Genomic DNA, 21,348 nt, shown 5'->3' on the forward strand with positions numbered 1-21,348 from the left:
ATGGCAGAGACAGGCTATACGCACCACGAATGGGAGAGCGAGCAAGGCGAGACCGACGTGTCCGTCGACGGGCACGACCTGACCGTCGCCGTCTGGGACTCGGCCGACGACGGCGAGGCAGACACCGCGAACCAGGATCCGCCAGTGGTGTTCCTCCACGGGATCCCGACCTGGTCGTACCTCTGGCGTGAGGTTGCGCCGGCAGTCGCCGAGGCGACCGACCGCCGGGTGCTCGTGCCCGACCTGCTCGGGTACGGCAACTCCTCGATGCGCGACGGCTTCGACCGGTCGGTGCGGGCCCAGGAGCTGATGCTCGAGGAGCTACTCGACGACCGCGGCGTCGACGAGTTCGCGCTGGTCGCCCACGACATCGGCGGCGGCGCGGCGGTCCGGTACGCCGCCCATCGGCCCGGCGAGGTGACCGACCTGGTGATGGCCAACGCGGTCTGCTACGACTCCTGGCCGGTCGAGTTCATCTCGAACCTCGGCCTGCCCGACACCGCCGACCAGGACCCCGCGGAGTTCCAGGGGATGCTCGAAGGAGCGTTCAGACAGGGGCTCTACGGGGACGACGCCGACGAGACGTTCGTCGAGGGCATCAAGGCGCCCTGGACGGACGAGACCGGGCAACTATCGCTGTGCCGGAACGCGGTCGCGACCAACACCAACCACACGATAGAGATCGACTACGGGGCCATCGAGGCGGACCTGCTCTGTCTCTGGGGCGCCGACGACGTGATGCAGCCCCTCGAATACGGGGAGCGACTGGCCGACGAAGTCGGCGGCGAGGTCGTCGAACTCGACGCCTACCACTGGGTCGTCGAGGACCGTCCGGAGCGGTTCGCCGACGAAGTCGTGACGTTTATCTCGAAGTGAAAAAGTAAAAATGAACATACACACCACCACTCGAACGATGGAGGGAGACGGATGACCGCGGATCGAACACCGCCGGACTGGGAGTTCAAGGAACGGGACGTGTTGATACTGCGCGAGCTGTCGCGGGACCCACAGCTGTCCTCGCGGGATCTGGCGCGGATCCTCGAGAACGACCACGACATCGAGGTGTCACACGTCACCGTCAGCGAGTCCATCCGCGGGATGCGCGAGGAGGGCGTCTTCCGGGAGGCGATCATCCCCAACGAGGAGTACTTCATCTTCGGGATGTTCGAGTTCAAGATCAACCCCGAGCAGTTCGAGGAGGGGTGGCGCGACGCCATGGAGTACATCCGGGACTCGCCGAACACGCTCATGTACTTCCTCTCGGACGGCGAGTACCAGTGGAAGTCCGTGATGATGTTCCCCGACCGGCAAACCGAGTCGAAGTGGATCCACGACTTCTACAAGGAACACGGCGAAGTGGTCCACAACATCCGCAACTCCGTCGTCCACAACGTCCTCAAGTTCCGGACCGACCCGGAGATCCTCGAGACGCTCCACGACGACGAGTGATGGGCGCGGCGGGGTCTCTCCCCGTCCGGTCCGCTCAGGCCAGCAGCGACAGCATCTCGCAGGAAAGCACGGTGTCGCCGTGCTGGTTCACCACGTCGACGTCGTAGCGGACGACGCCCGCGGCGACCGGGTGGTCGCGTTCCTCTGTCTCAAGCACCTCGATCTCGACGTGGATCGTGTCGCCGACGAACGTCGGGCCGACGAACCGCACGCGGTCGATGCCGTAGAAGGCGACGACGGCGTCCTGCTCTTCCTCGGAGCGGGACTGCCAGAGCAGGCCCGTCGCCACCGAGAACACGAGCATGCCGTGGGCGATCCGCTCGCCGAAGGACGAGTCGGCCATCGCCTCCGCGTCGGTGTGGAGGTGGTTGAAGTCGCCGCTGACGCCGGCGAAGTTGACCACGTCCGCCTCGGTGATCGTCCGTCCTTTGGTCTCGCGCTGTTCCCCGACCTCGACCGTCTCGAAGTAGCTCTCCGTCATAGTTCGCTGTCCGTGAACAACCGGTAGGTCGTCGCGCCGATCGCGACGATCTTTCGCTCGCCCGCGTCGGTCTCGCCGGTGACCGTCACCCGCGTGACGCCGGTGGATGTCCCCGACCGGATGACCTCCGCCTCGACCCTGATGTCCGAGGTCGCGGGCCGGACGTACTTCACGTCCAGGTCGGTCGTCGCCAGCGTCGTCTCCATCGGGTCGTCCATCGTCGTCCGGAGCGCGAAGGCGCTCGCGGTGTCGATCACCGTCGCCGTGACACCGCCGTGGATCGTCCCGGTCACCCAGTTCGCGAGTTTCTCCTGGTAGGGGAGCTCCATGACCGTCCGCCCCTCGCTCAGTTCCGCGACCGAGAGGTTCAGCCACGAGAGGTAGCCGTGTTCGCTCAGGACGACCTCCGCGACCTCGGCGCTGGGCGCGTCCGGGTCGATGTCGAGCGGGTCGTTCGAATCCTCGCCGTCGTCGCCCATCTATTTGCCCTCGAACTCGGGGTCGCGGTCTTCCGCGAACGCCGAGGTGCCCTCGAGGACGTCCTCCGTGCTGAGCAGGAGGCCGAAGCCCTGACTCTCCATCGTGAGGGCCGCTTCGAGGCTCGCGTCCTCGCCGCGGTTCATCACCTTCTTCGCGTAGTCGAGCGCGACCGGCGGCCCCTCGACGATGTCGTCGACGAACTCGGCGCAGACGTCGTCGAACTCGTCGGGGTCGACGGCGCGGTTGATGAGGCCCCAGTCCTCGGCCTTCTCGGCGGAGATGCGCTCGCCGCGGAAGACCAGTTCCTTGGCCCGGGCCTCGCCGATCATCCGCATGGTGCGCTGGGTGCCGCCGCCGCCGGGCAGCAGGCCCAGATTGATCTCGGGGAAGCCGAACTCGGAGTCGGTGGTCGCGACCCGCATGTCACAGGCCAGCGCGAGTTCGTGGCCGCCGCCGAGACAGTAGCCGTCGACCTTCGCGATGGTGGGTCGCGGGAAGTCGTTGACCGTCTCGAACATCGAGGTGATCGTCCCGCGCTCCCACGGTTTCGCGCCCGCGAAGCCGCCGATGTCGGCGCCGGCACAGAAGGCCCGGTCGCCCGCGCCCTCGAAGGTGACCACGCGGACCGTGTCGAGATCCGCGCTGTTCAGGACGTGTTCGATCTCGTCCATCAGGTCCTCGTTGAGCGCGTTCATGCGCTCGGGCCGATCGAGCTCGATCGCGAGGACCTCCCCGTCTTCCAGGACGTTCAGCGTGCGGTACTCCCGGTCGCCGTCGGAGCCGCCGTACTCGTAGAAGCCCTGGCCGGCGTCCTCGCCGGTGTGGCCCTGGTTCACGAGTTCGACCAGGTAATCGGCGGGTTCGTACCGGTCGGCCTGTGTCTGTTCGTACAGCGTCTGGAGTTTGTCGAGGACGCGGTCGAGGCCGAGTTTGTCCGCGCGCCGGCAGGGGCCCTCGGGGAAGCCCGCGCCCAGGCGCATCCCGGTGTCGATGGCGTCGGGCGTGGCGACGTCGTCGCCGATGAGCTTCGCCGCCTCGTTGATCATCCTGGCCTCGATTCGGAGCCAGTCGAAGTCCTCGGTCACGTCGTCGTGGCCGTAGTCGGCGCCGTCACCGTCTTCGTAGTCGTAGTAGCCCTTGCCGGTCTTCTGCCCGAGTTCGTCGGCCTCGACCTTCTCCTCGACGATCGGTGGGACGGGCTTGCCCGCCTCCTTGCGGACGTGGTAGCCGATGTCGATGCCGGTGAGGTCGCCCAGCTCGAAGGGACCCATCGGGTAGCCGCGCTCGTGGACCATCGTCGCGTCGGCCTCGCGGACGGTCGCCTCGTCGGCCGAGACCATCCAGCCGGCCTCGTCGCCGAACGGGCCGAGCACGGAGTTGACGACGAAGCCGTTGACGTCCTTGCGGACGTAGATCGGCGTCTTGTCGATGGCCTCGACGAACTCGTAGACCGTCTCCGCGGTCTCGTCGCTCGTCTCCGCGCCGTAGATGACCTCGACGAGGTCCATCTTCACGGGCGGGTTGAAAAAGTGCATCCCGACGACCGTGTCGGGCTTGTCCGTGGCCGTCGCGATCTCCGTGATCGACAGCGAGGAGGTGTTCGACGCGAGAATGGTCTCGGCGGGTGTGAACTCGTCGAGGTCGCCGTAGATCTCCTTCTTGAGGTCCATCTGCTCGGGGGCGGCCTCGATCACGAGATCCACGTCCGAGACGGCCGTCTCCAGATCGACTTCGGTCTCGATCCGGGCCATGACGTCTCCGGGATCCTCGTCGATGAGTCCCTTCTCGCCGAGCTTCTCGAGGCTCCACTCGATGTCCTGGTAGCCCTCGTCGACGATCTCCTGTTCGATGTCCCGCATCACCACGTCGTAGCCGGCCATCGCCACGACCTCCGTGATGCCGTGGCCCATGTTTCCGGCGCCGAGCACCGCGACTCGATCGATGTCGTCCAGTGACATGCGGGGTAGGTGTACGGCCACCAGTATAACTTCACCGAAGGAGGCCACCAGCGTAAGCGGATGTCGCACCTAATTCGTTCGTCGTAAAGTGAGGGGCAGAAACACCGACTGGACGTTAACTCCGATACGAGGCGCCGGGGCCGATTGCGACAGCCGGAGAACCTGACCGGTAGCGAGCGAGCGGGCGGTGAAAACGCGGAAAGAGCGGTTACTCGGCGTCGGCCTGGAGATCGGCGGGGACAGTGGGCGTGGTCCGGTTGTAGCCGCTGAACCACGTCACCATCGTCGCCCAGCCGCGATCACCGTCGTGGCGGAAGTCGAGCGTCATCTCGACCTTCAGGAGGCGGTCGGTCGACGCGTTCACGAGCAGGTCGTACGACCGACGGGTGATCGTCACCGACTCGGCGCTGTCGATCCCGTTGTTCGGCTGGGCGACCAGCATCGCCGCGAGCGTGCGGTTCTCGGGGACGAGCGAGACCTGCGAGAGCGTCCGGGTGCCGTCTCGACGCTCGGAGACGTCGGCGACCCGGGACTCGTTGAGCAGTTCGATCTGCTGGCGGGCGGGGAACCACGTCGTCTCGTCGCGGACGGGTTCGGTCTGCCAGTCCTCGCCGTCGGGGCGATAGACCTGCCCGTCGACGACGTAGGTCGTCTCGTTTCCGTCGGCGGTCGATACCGCCGCCGCTCCCATCGACCGGTTGACCGCGGCCGTCACGTTGGAGAACGCCCGGTCGCTGCCGACCGCCACGTCCACGTTCGTGTACGTCCGGTAGCTGTCGACCGACTGCAGCGCCTCGATCGCGTCCGACTGGGCCGTTACTTCCTGCTCGCCGACCGTGGAGGCACCGGACCCGGGGATGAGGCCGGCGCCGCTGCTGACGACGACGAGGAACGTCAGCACCGCTGAGAGAGTCGCGTGGTGGAGGGACGCCATTTCGTTCGGGAGAACCGCCCGATCAGGTATGAACCTGTCGATGTGCGGACAGTTCAAACGAGAATGAACGTTCGAACGGTTGACTCGCGTGTGGCCGCCGCCGGCGTCTCCTGGCCGGGTTCGACGATTACAGTTTGCTCTCTGCGTCCTCGGCGAGTTCCTTCATGCGCTTGCCGATCCGGCCGGCGTCGGAGAACTCGTCTTCGCTCATCGCGGTGGCCAGGGCGTTCCCGAGGACGAAGACGGCGTGTTTGTGTTCGCTCTTTGATTTGTGCACGTCGTTCGGCGTGACGTCCAGTTCCTCGTAGGGATCGAACAGACCGGCGTCGACGTCCTCCAGATCCGCGAAGTAGTCCTTGATCTGGACCATGTGTTCGTGCAGTTCGAGCAGTTCGTCCTTGTGCATCTCTACAGTGACATACGCAAACGGATCGGTTAAGGGTTTTCGACAACCTCTGGCACGGATATCGACGCGTGAAGGTCTGGCGGGCCGACGGGTCGGCGCTGCTGGGGTGGAGCCGTCGCTGGTGGTCGGGCCGCTGCGTAACGATTCCGGATCCGCACCGCCACCGCCCGCACCCGGAACCGTTCAGAAGACGTACTCGTCGTCGTGACCCATCATCCCGTCGTCTTCGAGCCCCGCCTCCTCGTCGTCGTCGACCGGACCGCTCGTCTTGTACGCCTTGATTCCGGTCGAGAGGAGGTCTTCGATGGCCTCTTCGCGGTTCAGGAACTCCCCCTTCTCGACCAGCTGGGCGATCTGCATCTCGAGGTGCTCGGGGACCGTAATCTCTGCCTTCGGCATTTGGACAGTGGGGTTTTCGACTGAGGGGTATTTAACTCTGACGGGGGTTCTTCGGGTCGCGTCAAACTTTTCGTCCCCTTGTGCGAACTTTCCTTGTGCGAATCGGTCGTTCGGTTCCCGTCGAACGCACTGGCATTCCCGAAACTGCAAGCCGGGTCCGTCGGTCGCGACCCCGACCGGAGTCGGCACGCCTACGGTGCTGGACGGTCTCTCTCGAACCGTGCCAGTCGACGACGTCACGGACCTCTACCGGGAGTTCGGCGACGAGCGCCTCCCGCCCGGACAGCACGAGACGAGCGACTTCCCGGTCCTCTCGAAGGGGACGACCCCGAAGTGGGACCGCGAGTCGTGGGAGTTCCGGGTGAGCGGCGCCGTCGACGAGGAGTTGACCCTCTCGTGGGAGGAGTTCCAGGCCCTCCCCACGGTGACCCAGCGGCAGGACTTCCACTGCGTGACCGGGTGGAGCCGGTTCGACTGCGAGTTCACGGGCGTCCCGTTCCCGGAACTCGCCGAGCTCGCGGGCGTCCACGACGACGCCTGTCACGTCATGTTCGCCGCGCTCGACGACTACACCACCGACCTGCCCCTGGACGCGTGCATGCGCGAGGAAGTACTGTTCGCCTCGGAGTTCGACGGCGAACCCCTGCCCGACGACCACGGCGGCCCGTTGCGCGTCGTGACGCCCCACCGGTACGCCTACAAGGGCGCGAAGTGGGTCTGCGGCGTCGAGTTCCTGACCGAACCCGAACGCGGGTTCTGGGAGCGCCGCGGCTACTCGGTCACGGCCGACCCCTGGGCGGAAGACCGTTACAGCTGACCGACCCGGGGACGGAACGGCCGCGTCCGGCGGGACGAACCGGCCGTTTTCGTCCGCGAGGGAAGGACACTCTCAAGGGGGACCAACCCTGAGATTCGGGTGAATGGAACCGGCCCGACGGGAGGGGAGTGGGGGTCCACGCGCCGACGCGGTGCTGGTGAGCCGCACCTGCGAGATTCCGGACGTCTCCTATCGCGCGTTTCTCGCCAGCGAGCAGGCCCCCCGATTGCACTGGGCCGCACCCGACGGCCTCGAGGTCGTCGGCAGCGGCGCCGCGGTGACACTGACCGCTCGCGGCGAGAATCGGTTCGAGACGCTCCGGGAGGACGCCGAGACGGTCTTCCGGGAAATCGACCGATCCGAGCCGACCGAGACGCGACCGCGGTTTCTCGGCGGCCTGGCGTTCAACGAGAACCACGATCCCCAACCGCCGTGGACGGGCTTTCCCGCCGCGGCGTTCGTCCTCCCCGAGATCCAGTTGACCCGGGCGGACGGGACGACATGGCTGACCGTGCGGGAGTACAGCACAGACGCGACGCCCGAGGCGGTCGCCGCCCGACTCGATTCGATCCGGGCCGAACTCGAGACGCTCCCGTCGATGTGCCCGAGCGGCGGCCCGCCGGGCGTCGAGCGCACGTCGGTCACCCCCACGAAAGCCGAGTGGACCGAACAGGTCGAGGGGGCGATCGCGCGGATCCGCGACGGCGACCTCAGGAAAGTCGTCCTCGCGACGGCGCTGTCGGTCGACCTCGCCGACGCCGTCGTGGTCCCGGAAGTGCTCGAACGACTGCGCCGGACCTACCCGAACTGCTATCGCTTCCTCGTCCAGCCGACCGACGCGGCGGCCTTCTTCGGTCCGCCCCCGGAACGGCTCGTCGAGATGTCCGGGACGGAGGTGCGGACGGAGGCGCTGGCCGGCTCCGTCCCGCGCGGCGAGACGCCCGAGGCGGACGCCGAACTCGCCCAGTCGATGCTCGAAAGCGAGAAGTTACAGCACGAACAGCGCCTCGTCGTGGACGCCATCATGGCCCAGCTCACACCCCTCGGCGAGGTCGAGGAGGGCGAGCAAGGCGTCAGGAAACTCACGAACATCCAGCACCTGGAGACGCCGATCACGGCGACGCTCTCCGGGGACGAACACGTCCTCACCATCGTGGAGGCGCTCCACCCGACCCCCGCGGTCGGCGGGCTCCCGCCGGACCGGGCCTGGGAGGTCATCCGGGAGACGGAGACCTTCGAGCGTGGCTGGTACGCGGCCCCCGTCGGCTGGTTCGACGCCGCGGGCGACGGCGAGTTCGCCGTCGGCATCCGGTCCGGCGTGGTCGGCGGCCGGCAGGCGACGCTGTTCGCCGGCAACGGCATCGTCGCCGATTCGGACCCCGACGAGGAGTGGGAGGAGGTCAAACACAAGTACCGGCCGATCCTCGACGAACTCGAACGCTGACATGGTCGCTCCGAACCGAAACAGTTTGTGGGGTCGCGTGATCGCCGACGAACTCGCGAAGGCGGGCGTCACCGCCGCCGTGATCGCGCCCGGCAGTCGCTCGACGCCGCTGACGCTGGCCGTCGCCGACCACGCGGAGCTCGAGACGTTCTCCGTCCTCGACGAGCGGTCGGCGGCCTTCTTCGCCCTCGGCCGCGCGCGCCGCACCGGCGAGCCGACGGCCGTGATCTGTACCTCGGGCACCGCGGCGGCGAACTTCCACCCGGCAGTGATCGAGGCCAACCAGTCCCGCGTCCCGCTGCTCCTGCTGACCGCCGATCGACCGCCGGAACTGGCAGACAGCGGCGCGAACCAGACGGTCGACCAGGAAGACCTGTACGGCGACGCGCTGCGGTGGGGCCGAACGCTCCCCGAACCGGAGCCGACGGCCCGCAAACTCCGGTCGCTCCGGACCTCGGTCGATCGGGCCGTGGGGGCCACGACCGGCACGCCGGCAGGACCGGTCCACCTCAACGTCCCGTTCCGGAAACCCCTGGAACCCGTAGAAGTCGAGGGCGACGTCCCCGCGGATCTCGCCGAGCGCGCACCCCTCGCCGTCGAGGGACGCGACGGCCCCTTCGTGGAACGGACCGAGGGCCGCCCGCAGCTGTCGGTCCCCGAGATCGAACGCGTCGCCGACGCCGTGGCCGGAGCGGATCGAGGGCTGCTCGTGGCCGGCCCGGCCGACGTGCCGGGACTCGACGCGGCGGCCGTCGCCGACCTCGCGGCGGCGACGGGGTTCCCGATCCTGGCCGATCCGCTCTCTGGCCTGCGCTTCGGCGAGCACGTCGCTCGGTCCGCCGTGACCGTCTGCGGCGGCTACGACTCCTACCTCGACGGCGCGGGCGCGTGGCCCGACCCCGAGGTCGTGATCCGACTGGGGGCCTCGCCGACCTCGAAGGTGCTGCGTCACTACCTCCGCGACCGCGCCGACCGGCAGTTCGTCGTCGACCCGGCCGGCCAGTGGCGCGAGGCGGAGTTCACGGCCACCGACCTGCTCGTCGCCGATCCCTCGCGACTGGCCGGAGCGGTCGCGGATCTGATCGAGGAGGACGGCGAGAACGGAGACGGCGACGACTACCGCGAGCGGTTCGCCGCCGCCGAGCGCGACTACTGGGAGCTGGTCGACGACGCCCGGGACGACGAGACCTTCGAGGGACAGGTGCTGGCGACGGTCGCCGAGAGCGCGCCGGACCCGGCGACGGTGTTCGTCTCCAACAGCATGCCCGTCCGGGACCTCGACCGGTTCGGCCGGCCGCGGGCCGCAGACCTGCGCGTGCTGGGCAACCGCGGGGCCAGCGGCATCGACGGCGTCACGAGCACGGCGCTGGGGGCCGGGAGTACGACCGACGACCCGCTCGTGCTCGTGACCGGCGATCTCGCCTACTTCCACGACTCGAACGGCCTGCTCTCGGTCGGTCGGTGCGGGGTCGACGCGACGATCGTCCTCGTCAACAACGACGGCGGCGGCATCTTCCACCTGCTGCCCATCGAGGAGTTCGACCCGCCGTTCACCGAGCAGTTCGTGACGCCACACGGGCTGGACTTCGAACCGACGACCGAACTCTACGGCCTCGAGTTCCAGCGCGTCCCGCCAGAGGAGTTCGCCGAGACCTTCGGCGCTTCACGAGACCGTGACGGCGCGCAGGTGATCGAGGTGGTCTTCGACAGCGAGGCGAGCCACCGGACCCGGGAAGCGATCCACGAACGGGTCGACGGGACGATCCACGGCGAGTGATCCGACGGCGACCGCTCACCCAGCGAGTCGGTCGCAAGGTCGAGCAAGCCACCACCATCCGCCACGGACGGTGACGGAAGTGGACCGCAGCGGATACGCGTCTGCGGAATAGCGTAATGGGAGTCCTTCGCATGGTTCGAAACGGATTTCGAGCGGCGTCACCGGGTGGCGGCCGAGTCGCGTCTCGTCGAGGGGTCGGGACGAACCGCGCGGAGTCCGGGATCACCATGGTATCGAGCGAAACCAGCGGAGAGATAGAGGAATATCTCGGCCAGGTGCCGAGCTTCATAGAAGCGCTCGCAGAGCCGGCGGCGGATCACAGCTGGGCGATGATGCGCGACCTGGAACTGGCCGAAACCGAGCTGCCGAACCGGGAGAAGGCGCTCATTGGCCTGGGAGCGGCCGCGGCGATCGGCTGTCCCTACTGCATCCACTTCCACAGGGCCGAATCGCGCCTCGAAGGGGTCAGCGAGGAGGGGCTCGACGAAGCCGTGAACGTCGCCGCCGGCGTCGAGTACTTCTCGGCGGTCCTCCACGGTGCGGAGGTCGACGTGGACGAGTTCGAGCGAGAGACGTCCGAGATCGTGGCACACATCGAAGACCAGCGGGCCGCGGCGGCGGGAGACGACTGATCCCCCGCGGCCCCGCCCTCTTTCTTTGCGGGGTGGGCCCGATGCCCTAGGTCCTGAGCGCCATCCTGGTGAGGACCGAGAGGCCGAACGGGATCCAGCAGGCGGTCAGGGCGATCACGCCGAGCAGCGAGACGACGCCGACGCCGTCGAGGGCCACCAGCACGGCCGGCGCGAGGACGCCCCAGCCGCCGAAGACGACCATCCCGACCTCGGGGATCGAGAGGAGGTAGCCGACCACCAGGATCGTACAGAGACCGACGACGAGGTTGACCGTCAGCGGGAACGCGGGGGCGAGCGAGGCGAACAGGAACACGGGGTAGAGGAAGACCATCGTCCCGATCTGGATGATCGAGCCGGGCGTCAGCGGCACCCGGATGCGGTCGAAAGACTGCTCTGTGTACTCCGTGCGGGTCGCGTAGCCGCCGGCCGTTGTCGCGCTGGCGCCGCCGGGTCGGGTCCCGGACTGGTCCCACGCGGCCGACCCACCGGACGCGGACTCGGCTGCGTTTGCGGTGTCTGCCGTATCGCCAGTCGTCGTCTCCCCGCCCGCTGACGCGCGTTCGTCGGTCGCCGTTTCGCCACCACCGGAATCGGAATCGGTGGCCGCGGCCTCGTCTGCCGCGTCGGCATCGTCTTCCGCGCCGGAATCGACCGCGAACCCGTCCGCGGTCTCGACGTATCGGGCGTGCCCCAGCCGGTCGTAGCGGGCCCGCTCCTCGGGGTCCGTCAGCACCGCTTTGGCCCGGGTGACGCGTTTGAACCGCGCCTCGGCCTCGGGGTGGTCGCTCACGTCGGGATGGGTCTCTTTGGCCTGCTCGCGGTAGGCCGCGCGGATCGTCTCCGCGTCGGCGTCGGGCGAGACGTCGAGCACGTCGTAGAAGTCGGGGTGGGAGGGCATCGGCGAGTCTTGGGGTCAGGGGGTGGAAGCGGGGAGGGATATTCGTGACGACCGGTTCACATGTCGTTGCGCCAGCGCGGCCATAAATCCACGCCCGGGTTCTCGGCGCCGAAAGCGGCGCCGACCGGGAACCTATTTGACGACACCGGCCGCAGGCGGCGTATGGTCTCGGAGCTCTTCGACGGCGACCGCTGGGAGGCGGTCGACGCGTTCGATTTCGAGGATATCACCTACCACCGCGCCCGCGACACGGGCGCGGTCCGCATCGCCTTCGACCGGCCGGCGCTGCGCAACGCCTTCCGCCCGCCGACGGTCGACGAACTGTACGTCGCGCTCGACCACGCCAAGCGCCAGACCGACGTGGGCTGCGTCCTGCTGACCGGGAACGGCCCCTCGCCCGAGGACGGCGGCTGGGCGTTCTGCTCGGGCGGCGACCAGACCGTGCGGGGGCCGGACGGGTATCAGTACGACGACGAAGGGAAGACCGGCCGCCTCCACATTCTGGAGGTTCAGCGGCTGATCCGGTTCATGCCCAAGCCCGTCATCTGCGTCGTCCCGGGGTGGGCCGTCGGCGGCGGCCACTCGTTGCACGTCGTCTGCGACATGACGCTGGCCAGCGAGGAAGAGGCGAAGTTCCTCCAGACGGACCCGGACGTGGCCTCCTTCGACGCGGGCTTCGGCTCGGCGTATCTCGCCAGACAGATCGGCCAGAAGAAGGCCCGCGAGGTGTTCTTCCTCGGGAAGACCTACGACGCCGACGAGGCCGAGGAGATGGGGATGGTCAACGAAGTGGTGCCTCACGAGGAACTAGAGGAAGTCGCGCTCGCGTGGGCGGAGGCGATCAACACCAAGTCCCCCACTGCCATCCGGATGCTGAAGTACGCCTTCAACCTCGCAGACGACGGGCTGGTGGGCCAGCAGATTTTCGCCGGCGAGGCCACGCGACTGGGCTACGGCACCGCCGAGGCCCAGGAGGGCCGGGACGCGTTCAACGAGAACCGGGAGCCGGACTTCTCCGAGTTCCCCTGGCACTACTGACCGTCGCGGGGGCGACGCCAGAGAAAAAGAGACTTGTTCGACCGGCCGCAGATTCCGATCGTGGATTCTCGTCGCCGAGGCGTCCCGAATCCGATCCGTTCGCTCCTGCTCGCCGTCGGCGCGCTGCTCTCGTGGGTCGGCCTCGTCGACCGGCGCCGGACCGAGGAGACGACGGACCTGGCGTGGCCGCGCATCGTCACCGGGCTGGCGCGGATGTCGAAGTCGGCGGCGGACGTGGCGATGGTCGGCACCGCGCTCGGCTCGGCTGCGATCGCAGGCGTCGGGTTCGCGACGCCGTTCTGGGCGTTCGCGTTCGCCGTCGGCGGCGGCGTCGCCGGTGCCACGATCGCCCTCGTCTCCCAGCGCTACGGGGCCGACGCCGTGGACGCGGCGTCGCTGGCCGTGACGACGAGTTCGGCCGTGGTTCTCGTCGTCACGGTCCCGCTGGCCGCCGCCTTCTGGCTCGTTCCTGAACTGTTCGTCGGCCTCATCGCGGGGGAGGGGCCGGTGCTCGCCTACGGCACCGACTACCTCCACGTCGTGGCTCTCGGCGTCCCGTTCGCCGGGCTGAACCTCGTCGGGAGCCGCGCGCTCGTCGGCGCCGACGACGCCTGGACGCCGATGACGCTGCGCGCCGGCGGCGCCGTCGTCAACGTCGCGATCAACGCCGTGCTCATCTTCGCGCTCGGGATGGGCGTCGTCGGGGCCGCGATCGGGACGGTCGTCGCGAACGTGGTCGTACTCGCCTGCTTCGTCGCCGGGTTCGCGGGCCTGCGGCTCCCCGTGATCGGATCCTTCCCGGTGACGCTCGATCGGTCGGCCCCGCCGGTGACGCTCTCGGAGCTCCGGGACGTCGTGACCATCGGCGCACCGCTCGTGTTCACGAACCTCGCGCGCCGGGGCGCGCAGATCCCGATGCTCGCCGTCGTGGCCCTCTTCGGTGCGGACGTGGCCGCCGCGTACGTCGTCGCGCGACGCGTCCGCGACCTCCTCGACACGCCCGGCTGGGGGTTCTCGCTGGCGTCGAGCAGCCTCGTCGGCCAGGTCCTCGGGACCGGGGACGAACAGCGCGCGGACACGTACGCCCGTGAAGTGCTCGTCTTCGGGACTGCCGTGTACGCCGTCGGAGCGGCCCTCGTGCTGGTCCTCGCCAAACAGGTCGCGGGGCTGTTCGTCGACGATCCGGCGATGATCCCGCTGGTGACACCGTTCGTCGTGGTGGCGGCGATCAGCGTCGTCTTCCGGGGCATCAACGCCGGCACGACCGGGCCGCTCCGGGCCAGCGGCGACACGCGGTGGCCGTTCTACGGGCAGTTACTCGGGCTCTACGCGGTCACATTGCCGATCGCCTTCGCCGGCGCCGTCGCGCTCCCGCTCGGGCCGCTTTCCGACCTGACGCCCCTGGGGATCGAGGCCCTGTACGCCGCGCTCGTCCTCGAGACGCTCGTCCCCGCGGCCGTGACCTACTACCGCTTCGACACCGGCTCCTGGAAGGTGATCAGTCGCGCCTACCGCCCCGAGACCTCGTGTGACGACTGATACGCGATCTAATCGTGTTCCGATTCGGTCGGGGTGCGATCCTCCCACCGGTCGAACGCTGCCATCACCGGGCTGGCCGTGATCCCGTGGAGGACGATCGAGACGAGGACGACGAACCCGACCAGCGCCCAGAGCCGGTCGGCGGCGACGACGAGTTCCAGTTCGTCGAAGGAAGCCTCGTTCAGGGCGTAGGAGAGGTAGTAGAAGGAGCCGATGCCGCGGATGCCGTAGCCGGCGACGACGCCCCGCGACGGCCAGTCGAGTCCCGAACCCAGGAGTCCGATCAGGCCCGCGGCGGGGCGGACGACGAACAGGATCACCAGCCCGATCCCGATCTCGACCGGCGTGATCGGGGCCAGCAGGCCGCCGGCGACGGCGCCGCCGAAGAGGACGAGGACGACCGCCATCAGCAGCCGTTCGACCATGACGGCGAAGTCGTTCAGCGTCCGGTGGTAGTCCGACTCCCACTCGAAGTGCCGGAGGACGAGCGCGGCGACGAACACCGCGATGAACCCGTAGCCGCCGAGGACCTCCGTGACGCCGTAGACGACGAGGGTGGCCGCGAGCGCCTCCGCCCCCGCCATCGCGTCCGCGACGTGGGAGGAGGCGGGGAGCCGGAACACGACGAGCCCGCTGGCGTACCCCAGCACGTATCCCACGACGACGCCGACAGCGATCTCGTAGGCGACGTAGTAACCCAGCCACTCGCCCAGCCAGGAGAGGGAGGCCGGCGCGGACGCCGCCGCGAGCAGGATCGCCATGTTCGTAAAGGGGAAGGCGAGCCCGTCGTTGAGTCCGGCCTCCGAGGTGAGCGCGAAGCGGACGGAGCGCTCCTGGGGGTCCTCCGCGGCCGGCTCCGCAGCCTCTTCGTGGTCGACGCGGGTCGGGTCGAAGTCGACCCCCTCGTCGCCGGACGGGTCTAACCCCGCCGGCCGCTCCTCGTCGTCGGACTCGGTCAGAATATCCTCCTCTTCGACGTGCGTGAGGGGTTCCCCCGCGTCGACGTCCGAGGCCAGCACGGGGTCGGTCGGGGCGAGGACCGCCCCGAGGAGCACGGCGGTGGCGATGTGGAGTCCCAGGACGCCCCAGCCGATGAGCACCACGGCGCCGATGGAGAGCACCATCGTGACCCCTAGCAGTCGCCAGGTCGTCGACCAACCGCCCCAGGAGAACGGGCGGTCTATCTTCAGCCCGGCGCCGATCAGCGAGATGATGACCACCAGTTCCGTCAGGTGCTCGACGACCGCGGGGTTGTTCACCAGGTCGGGCGGGCCGACCCCGTGGGGCAGCGAGAAGAGGACGAATCCGGCGGCCACGTAGATGATCGGCAGGGAGAGTGGCTTCTCCATCAGGAGCCGCGGCAGCAGGACGGCCGCGAAAATCGCCAGTCCGACGATCACGAGCCCGACGAAGTATGTCTCGACCATCCGTCCCCACCGTCACCGCGTGACCGGGTAATTGCTCGGACGCGGCTCGCCACTCCGGTCGTATCGTGGATGGAGTCGGCACGGACTCGCATTCGATCCGCACGGATAGGCGTCCTCCAGTTTGCGACCCAGGGGTGACCGATTTCCGTCTGTCCGTCGTATCGTCGAGTCCGATGTCCACCAAGATCCAGCGCCGGCTCGGCTACCGGTTCCGGAGCGCCGTCGGACCGTGGATCGACCGGGCCGCACAGACCGTCGGCGAGCCAGTGACGCGCGTCCGGGCCGCCGGATACGCCGGGACGGCCCGCTGTCCCGTCCCAGACCTCGAACACGAACTCGCCGAGATGGGGTTCGCATGGGACCCGGTGGCGCTCTATCACTTCACGCCGATCGGAACGCCCGCCGACGGGAGCTGGGTCTACCGGGAGTCGCCATTTGCCGACCGACAGCTCCACGTCGTGCTGTTCGCCCAGCGGCGAGACCGCGTCGACCTGTACGCCCACGACGAGCCGAACTGGTACCGCCATCCCATCGCACACGCACGCCAGACCGACATCGATCACGAGCGGGGCGCCTCGGAGATGCGCCGGCACCTCGCCACTGCCGACCTCGAGATCGAGCAAGAATCGCTGGTTCGCCGGAAGGTCAGCCACGCCGTCCAGCGGCTGCGCGACCCGGACGCCCGACGGATCCACCTGCCACTCTGAGGACCGGGTGCCGTCGTGCGTCAGACTCCCGTCCGACGGACGTGGCACGCCGTCTCGTCCCGAGGGCTAACCTTCACACGGCTGGGCATCCAACAGTCCCACGATGGCAACGGCAGACGCGGAGGTATCGCGCACGAGGGCGTGGCTGATGGCCGCACGCCCCCAGACCCTGCCCGCGGGGGCCGCGCCGGTCGTCGTCGGGACCGGGCTGGCCCTCCACGACGGGGTGTTCGCACCCGCGGCCGCGGTAGCGGCGCTGCTGGGCGCGCTCCTCCTGCAGGTCGGCACCAACTTCGCGAACGACTACTACGACGCGGTCAAGGGGACCGACTCGGCCGACCGGGAGGGGTTCACCCGCGTCACCGCCGGCGGGCTGATCGAGCCGGCGCGCGTCAAGCAGGCGATGGCCGCCACCTACGCGCTCGCGGTCGTCGTGGGACTGTACCTCGTCTACGTCGGCGGGCTCCCGATCCTCGTCGTCGGCCTCTCGAGCATCGCGGCCGGCATCGCCTACACGGGCGGCCCCTACCCCTACGGCTACCGCGGGCTGGGCGACCTGTTCGTCTTCCTCTACTTCGGCGTGATCGCCGTCGTCGGGACCTACTACGTCCAGGCGGCCTCGGCGCTCGCGTCGGTCGACCCGCTCGCCCTCGGGATCCCCGAGGGGACGGTGACCGCGGCGGCGCTGACCGCCAGTCTGCCCGTCGCCGGCCTCTCGACCGCAATCTTGATCGTGAACAACGTGCGGGACCGCGAGGAGGACGCGGCGGCGGGCAAGCGAACGCTCGCCGTTATGTTCGGCTACGGGTTCAGCCGCGTCGAGTGGCTGGCGATGGTCGGGATGGCATACGTCGTCCCAGTCCTGTTCGCCCTGGACCCGGCGTTCGGGCTGTCGGCGCTGCTGCCGCTGGTGACGCTCCCGCTCGCCCTCGTCCTGACCATGATCGTGTTCTCCCGGACCGACGGGGAGGCACTGAACCCGGCGCTAGAGCGGACGGGACAGCTACTGGCGATCCACTCGGCGCTGTTCGCGATCGGCCTGGCACTCACATGATCGACATCCGACCGTACCACCTGGATCTGGCACGCCCGCTGGAGACCGCCCGCGGCACTATCGCCGAGCGCGAGGGCTTCCTCGTCAGGATCCGGTACGCCGATCGGTCGGGGCTGGGCGAGGCCGCGCCGCTACCCGGCTGGACCGAGTCCCTCGACGCCTGCCGGGAGGCCCTGGAGTGGGCACCGGACCTCGCCACCGACGAGGACTGGGGCGTCGCACTCGGCGAAACCTCCGCGCCGGCGGCGCGACACGCCCTGTCGCTCGCGCTCTCCGACGCGCGGGCGAAGTCCGACAACACGCCGCTCTACCGCTACCTCGGCAACGAGCGCCTCGTCCGCCGGGTGCCGGTCAACGCCACCGTCGGCGACGGCCCGCCGCAGGAGACCGCCCGACGAGTCGCCGAGGCCGTGGACCAGGGGTTCGACTGCGTGAAGGTCAAGGTCGGCGCACGGAGCGTCGACGAGGACGCCGCCCGCCTGCGTCGGGTCAGGGAAGTGGTCGGCGACGACGTCGTCCTCAGGGCCGACGCGAACGCGGCCTGGGACCGGGACGAAGCCGAACAGGCCATGGACGCATTCGACCCCCTGGACCTCGAGTACCTCGAACAGCCGATGGACGCGGACGAAGTGGCCGCCCACGCCGGCCTCCGGAACGGCGGCAACGAGGTCCCTATCGCACTCGACGAGTCGCTCGCCAGTCGCCCCGTCGCGGACCTGCTGGCCGCCGAGGCCGCCGACTACCTCGTCCTGAAGCCGATGGCGCTGGGCGGCCCCGACCGGGCGCGAGGGATCGCCCGGCAGGCCAGACAGGCGGGCGTGACGCCCGTGATCTCGACCACGATCGACGGGGTCGTCGCCCGGACCGCCGCCGTCCACGTCGCCGCGGCCATCCCCGAGATACCGGCCTGCGGGCTGGCCACGGCCGACTGGCTCGCCGAGGACCTGGGGCCCGACCCCGCGCCGGTCGCGGACGGACAGATCGAAGTCCCCCAATCCAAGGGGCTGGGCGTCGACCTCGGTGACGAGTGATGGACTGGCCGACCCGCGACCTCGTCGCCGCCCGCGCCGCCGCGACGCCCGACCGCACAGGCATATTCGACGCCGATACCGGTGAGAAAGTGGCCTATCGCGAGTACGACGCCGCCGTCGGCGACCGGGCCGGCGAACTCGCCGCCCTGGCCGACGGGACGCCCGACCGGATCGCCCTCCTGCTCGACACGCGCCCCGCGTTCGCAGAGCTGTTCTTCGCCGCGATGCGACTCGGCACGACCGTCGTCCCGCTGAACGTCCGGCTCACGGCGTCGGAACTGACAGCGCAGGTCGAGCGGACCGACCCGGACGCGCTCGTCTGCGAGTCCGAGACCGAAGCGACGGCCACCGAGGTCTTCGACGGCCCGGTCGCCTCTGTCGACGAGAGCGAGCGAGCGGGGGTCAGAGAGCTCGCCGAAATGGACCGGGAGTTCGTCGAGCCGGCGACGCTCTCTCCCGAGACCGAGCAGCTGATTCTCTTTACCTCCGGAACGACCGGCCGGCCGAAGGGCGTCCGGTTGACCGTCGGGAACCTGGTGGCCAGCGCCACCGCGTCGGCGTACCGGCTGGGCGTCTCGCCCGACGATCGGTGGTGCTGCTGTCTCCCTGCCTACCACATGGGCGGGCTCGCACCCATCCTTCGGTCGGCGCTCTACGGCTCGACGGTCGTGATCCAGCGGACGTTCGATCCCGAGGCGACCGCGAACGTGGTCGCGGCGCGGGATGTCACCGGAATCTCGCTCGTTCCGACGATGCTCTCACGGATGCTCGACGCGGGCTGGACCCCGCCCGAGCACCTCCGGTTCGTCCTGCTGGGCGGTGCGCCCGCGACTGACGCGTTGCTCGACCGCTGTCGCGAGTTCGACGTCCCCGCCTACCCGACCTACGGGATGACCGAGACGGCCTCCCAGATCGCCACGGCGACGCCCGCCCAGACCGCTGCCCATGAGGGCACGGTCGGCCAGCCGCTCGTCAACACGACGGTAACGGTCGTCGACGAGGACGGCGAACCGGTCGGTCCGGGCGAGTCCGGCGAGATCGTCGTCGACGGACCGACGGTGACCGCGGGCTATCTGGACCCGGAGGTGACCGAGGCGGCCGTCGGCGAGTACGGCCTGCACACCGGCGACGTGGGAACGCGCGACGCCGACGGCCGGCTCTGGGTCCACAACCGCAAAGACGACCGGATCGTCACCGGGGGCGAGAACGTCGACCCCGGCGAGGTGGTAGCCGTGCTGCGGGACCACGACGCCGTTCGGGATGCGGCAGTGGTCGGCCTCGACGATCCAGAGTGGGGCGAGCGCGTGGCCGCGCTGGTCGTGCCGAGCGAGGGAGCGGCGCCGACCGTCGAGGCGATCGAATCCCACTGCCGGGAGCGACTGGCCGGGTTCAAACTCCCCAGGACCGTGACCTTCGCCGAGGAACTACCCCGGACGGCGTCCGGGACCGTCGATCGAGAGGCAGTCCGGGCGCTGTTGCGCGAGGCGTGACGGCTCCGTCGTCGGTAGCGGTGCGGACCGGCTCGTCGCGATCAACGGCCGCCGCACTTGCTCCAGCCACAGTGATGGCAGAAGGGACACCCGCCTTCGGGGACGACGTCCGGATTCCCGCAGTCGGGACAACACTCGGGCATCTCAATCGCTCACCTCTCCGCCGTCAGTCGTGGGTTGCGAGCACCACATACCCCACGCGATGGCCCGCCGATAGTAAGGTCTAGGAGGGGCGTTTCCGGAAATTCCGGTTCTGTCGCTATCTGGCCCGACGTATCGAGAGTGGCTCTCTCGCAGCCGGCTCTCGATTTCCGGGTTTCTCGTGGAGCGCAACCATCTCGTACGGCAACAGTGCTACGGGCTCCGAGGACGCCGATGGGTGTCCGTCGTATACGGGGACGACGTCGATCCCCCCAAGTTCAGGTGCTCGACGTGCTGTCGAACCTAATTGGTGAAAACGTCGTGCTCAGGCCGCCGACTTGGATCCCAGTTCGTCGGAGACGGCCGAGAGAACGCGCTCGAACCGGTCGGTGACCTCGGTCGCGATGGAATCGAGCGCGTCGTTGTCTGCGATGCCGACCAACTGCCCCGGATCGACGGCACTCACGACGATATCGCTGTCATCGGATTCGTAGACGACGACGTTACACGGGAGGAGTGCGCCGAGTTCGATCTCCTCGGTCAGTCCCTCGTGTGCCAGCGGCGGATTGCAGGCTCCGAGGATTCGGTACTGGCGGAATTCTTCGTCGAGTTTCTCCTCGAGCGTCGCCTGAATGTCGATGTCACAGAGGACGCCGAATCCCTCGTCTTCGAGAGCAGCAGTCGTCACGTCGACGACGTCGTCGAACTCACCAGTGACAGATGTCTGTATTGTGTATTCCACGAAATAGTATACCCCGTCCACGGGGTTAACCGTTGGGTGCCGCAAGGGTGGGCGTCGGTGGTGTGACGGATCGGCTGGAACGGCAACTCGTCCGGTCATCCGGACCGTTCGAGCTGTTCCCGTCGTCGATCGAATTCGTCGTCCGACAGTTCACCGCGGGCATAGCGCTCGCGGAGAACCGACAGCGGCTGTTCTTCGTTCCCGTCAGATCCCCGGTTGAAGAGCGCATAGACGAGGTAGAGCGGGACGGCGACGAGGAGCCCCATCCAGAGGAGTCCCCAGAGCCCCATCGCTCCGCCGAAGAGGCCCCAGCCGCCGCCCATCATTCCACCGCCGTAGCTCCCGCCACCGTGAGCAGCAGCCGTTCCAGTCGTCGCGACCAGCAGCGGGACGGCGAGGATCGCGAGTCGCCGAGCACTGCGTCCGATGTGAGGTGTGGGTTGGGTCATAGTCTTGGGTTGGTGAACTGGTGTTCTATCGAAGCGATCGAAACGAGCAGGGCCG

General features: G+C 68.7%; 22 protein-coding genes. 12 read left to right on the plus strand and 10 right to left on the minus strand.

Annotation, left to right across the window (positions count from 1 at the left end; translation table 11 throughout):
• Both U5918_RS02865 and U5918_RS02870 read left to right on the plus strand, forming a co-directional pair.
• Entirely contained in the window at positions 1-876 is an 876-nt protein-coding gene (locus tag U5918_RS02865) for an alpha/beta fold hydrolase (protein WP_335999329.1), read from the plus strand.
• Between the two features lie 51 nt (positions 877-927).
• Complete coding sequence (locus tag U5918_RS02870; protein ID WP_335999330.1) at positions 928-1,449, plus strand: Lrp/AsnC family transcriptional regulator; 522 nt, start codon at positions 928-930, stop codon at positions 1,447-1,449.
• 34 nt (positions 1,450-1,483) lie between these two features.
• Here U5918_RS02870 and U5918_RS02875 read toward each other — a convergent pair whose 3' ends face one another.
• The 6 genes from U5918_RS02875 to U5918_RS02900 form a co-directional block, all read right to left on the minus strand.
• Positions 1,484-1,930, minus strand: coding sequence for a MaoC family dehydratase (locus tag U5918_RS02875; RefSeq protein WP_335999332.1), 447 nt, complete (start codon positions 1,928-1,930; stop codon positions 1,484-1,486).
• Positions 1,927-2,409, minus strand: a complete 483-nt coding sequence (locus tag U5918_RS02880; RefSeq protein WP_335999334.1) for a PaaI family thioesterase — start codon at positions 2,407-2,409, stop codon at positions 1,927-1,929. Before U5918_RS02880 ends, U5918_RS02875 begins: the two co-directional genes overlap by 4 nt.
• Entirely contained in the window at positions 2,410-4,368 is a 1,959-nt protein-coding gene (locus tag U5918_RS02885) for a 3-hydroxyacyl-CoA dehydrogenase/enoyl-CoA hydratase family protein (RefSeq protein WP_335999335.1), read from the minus strand.
• Positions 4,369-4,576: 208 nt separating this feature from the next.
• Complete coding sequence (locus tag U5918_RS02890) at positions 4,577-5,302, minus strand: hypothetical protein (protein ID WP_335999336.1); 726 nt, start codon at positions 5,300-5,302, stop codon at positions 4,577-4,579.
• A 127-nt stretch (positions 5,303-5,429) separates the two neighbouring features.
• A complete protein-coding gene (locus U5918_RS02895; RefSeq protein WP_335999338.1) occupies positions 5,430-5,708 on the minus strand; it encodes a UPF0058 family protein in 279 nt (92 codons plus the stop codon).
• Between the two features lie 183 nt (positions 5,709-5,891).
• Positions 5,892-6,107 carry a ribbon-helix-helix domain-containing protein gene (locus U5918_RS02900; protein WP_092659232.1) on the minus strand — a complete coding sequence of 72 codons (216 nt, stop codon included), beginning with the start codon at positions 6,105-6,107 and terminating at the stop codon, positions 5,892-5,894.
• Positions 6,108-6,327: 220 nt separating this feature from the next.
• Here U5918_RS02900 and U5918_RS02905 point away from each other — a divergent pair, with 220 nt between their 5' ends.
• The 4 genes from U5918_RS02905 (at position 6,328) to U5918_RS02920 (ending at position 10,777) form a co-directional block, all read left to right on the plus strand.
• Complete coding sequence (locus tag U5918_RS02905; protein WP_335999340.1) at positions 6,328-6,924, plus strand: sulfite oxidase-like oxidoreductase; 597 nt, start codon at positions 6,328-6,330, stop codon at positions 6,922-6,924.
• A 103-nt stretch (positions 6,925-7,027) separates the two neighbouring features.
• Positions 7,028-8,368 (plus strand): isochorismate synthase, encoded by a 1,341-nt coding sequence (locus U5918_RS02910; RefSeq protein WP_335999341.1) that lies wholly within the window; start codon positions 7,028-7,030, stop codon positions 8,366-8,368.
• Between the two features lies 1 nt (position 8,369).
• Complete coding sequence (gene menD, locus U5918_RS02915) at positions 8,370-10,145, plus strand: 2-succinyl-5-enolpyruvyl-6-hydroxy-3-cyclohexene-1-carboxylic-acid synthase (RefSeq protein ID WP_335999342.1); 1,776 nt, start codon at positions 8,370-8,372, stop codon at positions 10,143-10,145.
• A 227-nt stretch (positions 10,146-10,372) separates the two neighbouring features.
• Positions 10,373-10,777 (plus strand): carboxymuconolactone decarboxylase family protein, encoded by a 405-nt coding sequence (locus U5918_RS02920; RefSeq protein WP_335999343.1) that lies wholly within the window; start codon positions 10,373-10,375, stop codon positions 10,775-10,777.
• A 46-nt stretch (positions 10,778-10,823) separates the two neighbouring features.
• Here the strand turns inward: U5918_RS02920 and U5918_RS02925 are convergent, their stop codons facing one another.
• Complete coding sequence (locus U5918_RS02925) at positions 10,824-11,675, minus strand: J domain-containing protein (protein ID WP_335999344.1); 852 nt, start codon at positions 11,673-11,675, stop codon at positions 10,824-10,826.
• A 162-nt stretch (positions 11,676-11,837) separates the two neighbouring features.
• Between U5918_RS02925 and U5918_RS02930 the strand changes: the two genes are divergently transcribed.
• Positions 11,838-12,713 (plus strand): 1,4-dihydroxy-2-naphthoyl-CoA synthase, encoded by an 876-nt coding sequence (locus tag U5918_RS02930; protein ID WP_335999345.1) that lies wholly within the window; start codon positions 11,838-11,840, stop codon positions 12,711-12,713.
• Between the two features lie 60 nt (positions 12,714-12,773).
• Positions 12,774-14,252 carry an MATE family efflux transporter gene (locus U5918_RS02935; RefSeq protein ID WP_335999346.1) on the plus strand — a complete coding sequence of 493 codons (1,479 nt, stop codon included), beginning with the start codon at positions 12,774-12,776 and terminating at the stop codon, positions 14,250-14,252.
• A gap of 8 nt (positions 14,253-14,260) precedes the next feature.
• On the opposite strand, the gene U5918_RS02940 is transcribed toward U5918_RS02935, so the two are convergent.
• Positions 14,261-15,679, minus strand: a complete 1,419-nt coding sequence (locus U5918_RS02940) for a cation:proton antiporter (RefSeq protein ID WP_335999347.1) — start codon at positions 15,677-15,679, stop codon at positions 14,261-14,263.
• A gap of 173 nt (positions 15,680-15,852) precedes the next feature.
• Here U5918_RS02940 and U5918_RS02945 point away from each other — a divergent pair, with 173 nt between their 5' ends.
• The 4 genes from U5918_RS02945 to menE all read left to right on the plus strand — a co-directional run bounded on the left by U5918_RS02945 (position 15,853) and on the right by menE (position 19,961).
• On the plus strand, positions 15,853-16,386 hold the full coding sequence (locus tag U5918_RS02945) for a hypothetical protein (protein WP_335999348.1): 534 nt from the start codon (positions 15,853-15,855) through the stop codon (positions 16,384-16,386).
• A 103-nt stretch (positions 16,387-16,489) separates the two neighbouring features.
• The gene (locus U5918_RS02950; protein WP_335999349.1) at positions 16,490-17,440 is read left to right on the plus strand and encodes a 1,4-dihydroxy-2-naphthoate polyprenyltransferase; all 951 of its coding nucleotides are present in this window, start codon (positions 16,490-16,492) and stop codon (positions 17,438-17,440) included.
• Positions 17,440-18,471, plus strand: coding sequence for an o-succinylbenzoate synthase (gene menC, locus U5918_RS02955; protein WP_336003281.1), 1,032 nt, complete (start codon positions 17,440-17,442; stop codon positions 18,469-18,471). Before U5918_RS02950 ends, menC begins: the two co-directional genes overlap by 1 nt.
• Positions 18,471-19,961 carry an o-succinylbenzoate--CoA ligase gene (gene menE / locus U5918_RS02960; RefSeq protein ID WP_335999350.1) on the plus strand — a complete coding sequence of 497 codons (1,491 nt, stop codon included), beginning with the start codon at positions 18,471-18,473 and terminating at the stop codon, positions 19,959-19,961. The genes menC and menE overlap by 1 nt, the downstream gene beginning before the upstream one ends.
• A gap of 466 nt (positions 19,962-20,427) precedes the next feature.
• On the opposite strand, the gene U5918_RS02965 is transcribed toward menE, so the two are convergent.
• Together U5918_RS02965 and U5918_RS02970 are read right to left on the minus strand one after the other, a co-directional pair.
• Positions 20,428-20,844 carry a DUF302 domain-containing protein gene (locus U5918_RS02965; RefSeq protein WP_335999351.1) on the minus strand — a complete coding sequence of 139 codons (417 nt, stop codon included), beginning with the start codon at positions 20,842-20,844 and terminating at the stop codon, positions 20,428-20,430.
• Between the two features lie 95 nt (positions 20,845-20,939).
• Positions 20,940-21,293, minus strand: a complete 354-nt coding sequence (locus tag U5918_RS02970) for an SHOCT domain-containing protein (RefSeq protein ID WP_335999352.1) — start codon at positions 21,291-21,293, stop codon at positions 20,940-20,942.
• Between the last annotated feature and the right edge of the window lie 55 nt (positions 21,294-21,348).

The organism is Halorientalis sp. LT38 (assembly GCF_037031225.1).
Taxonomy (GTDB): domain Archaea; phylum Halobacteriota; class Halobacteria; order Halobacteriales; family Haloarculaceae; genus Halorientalis; species Halorientalis halophila.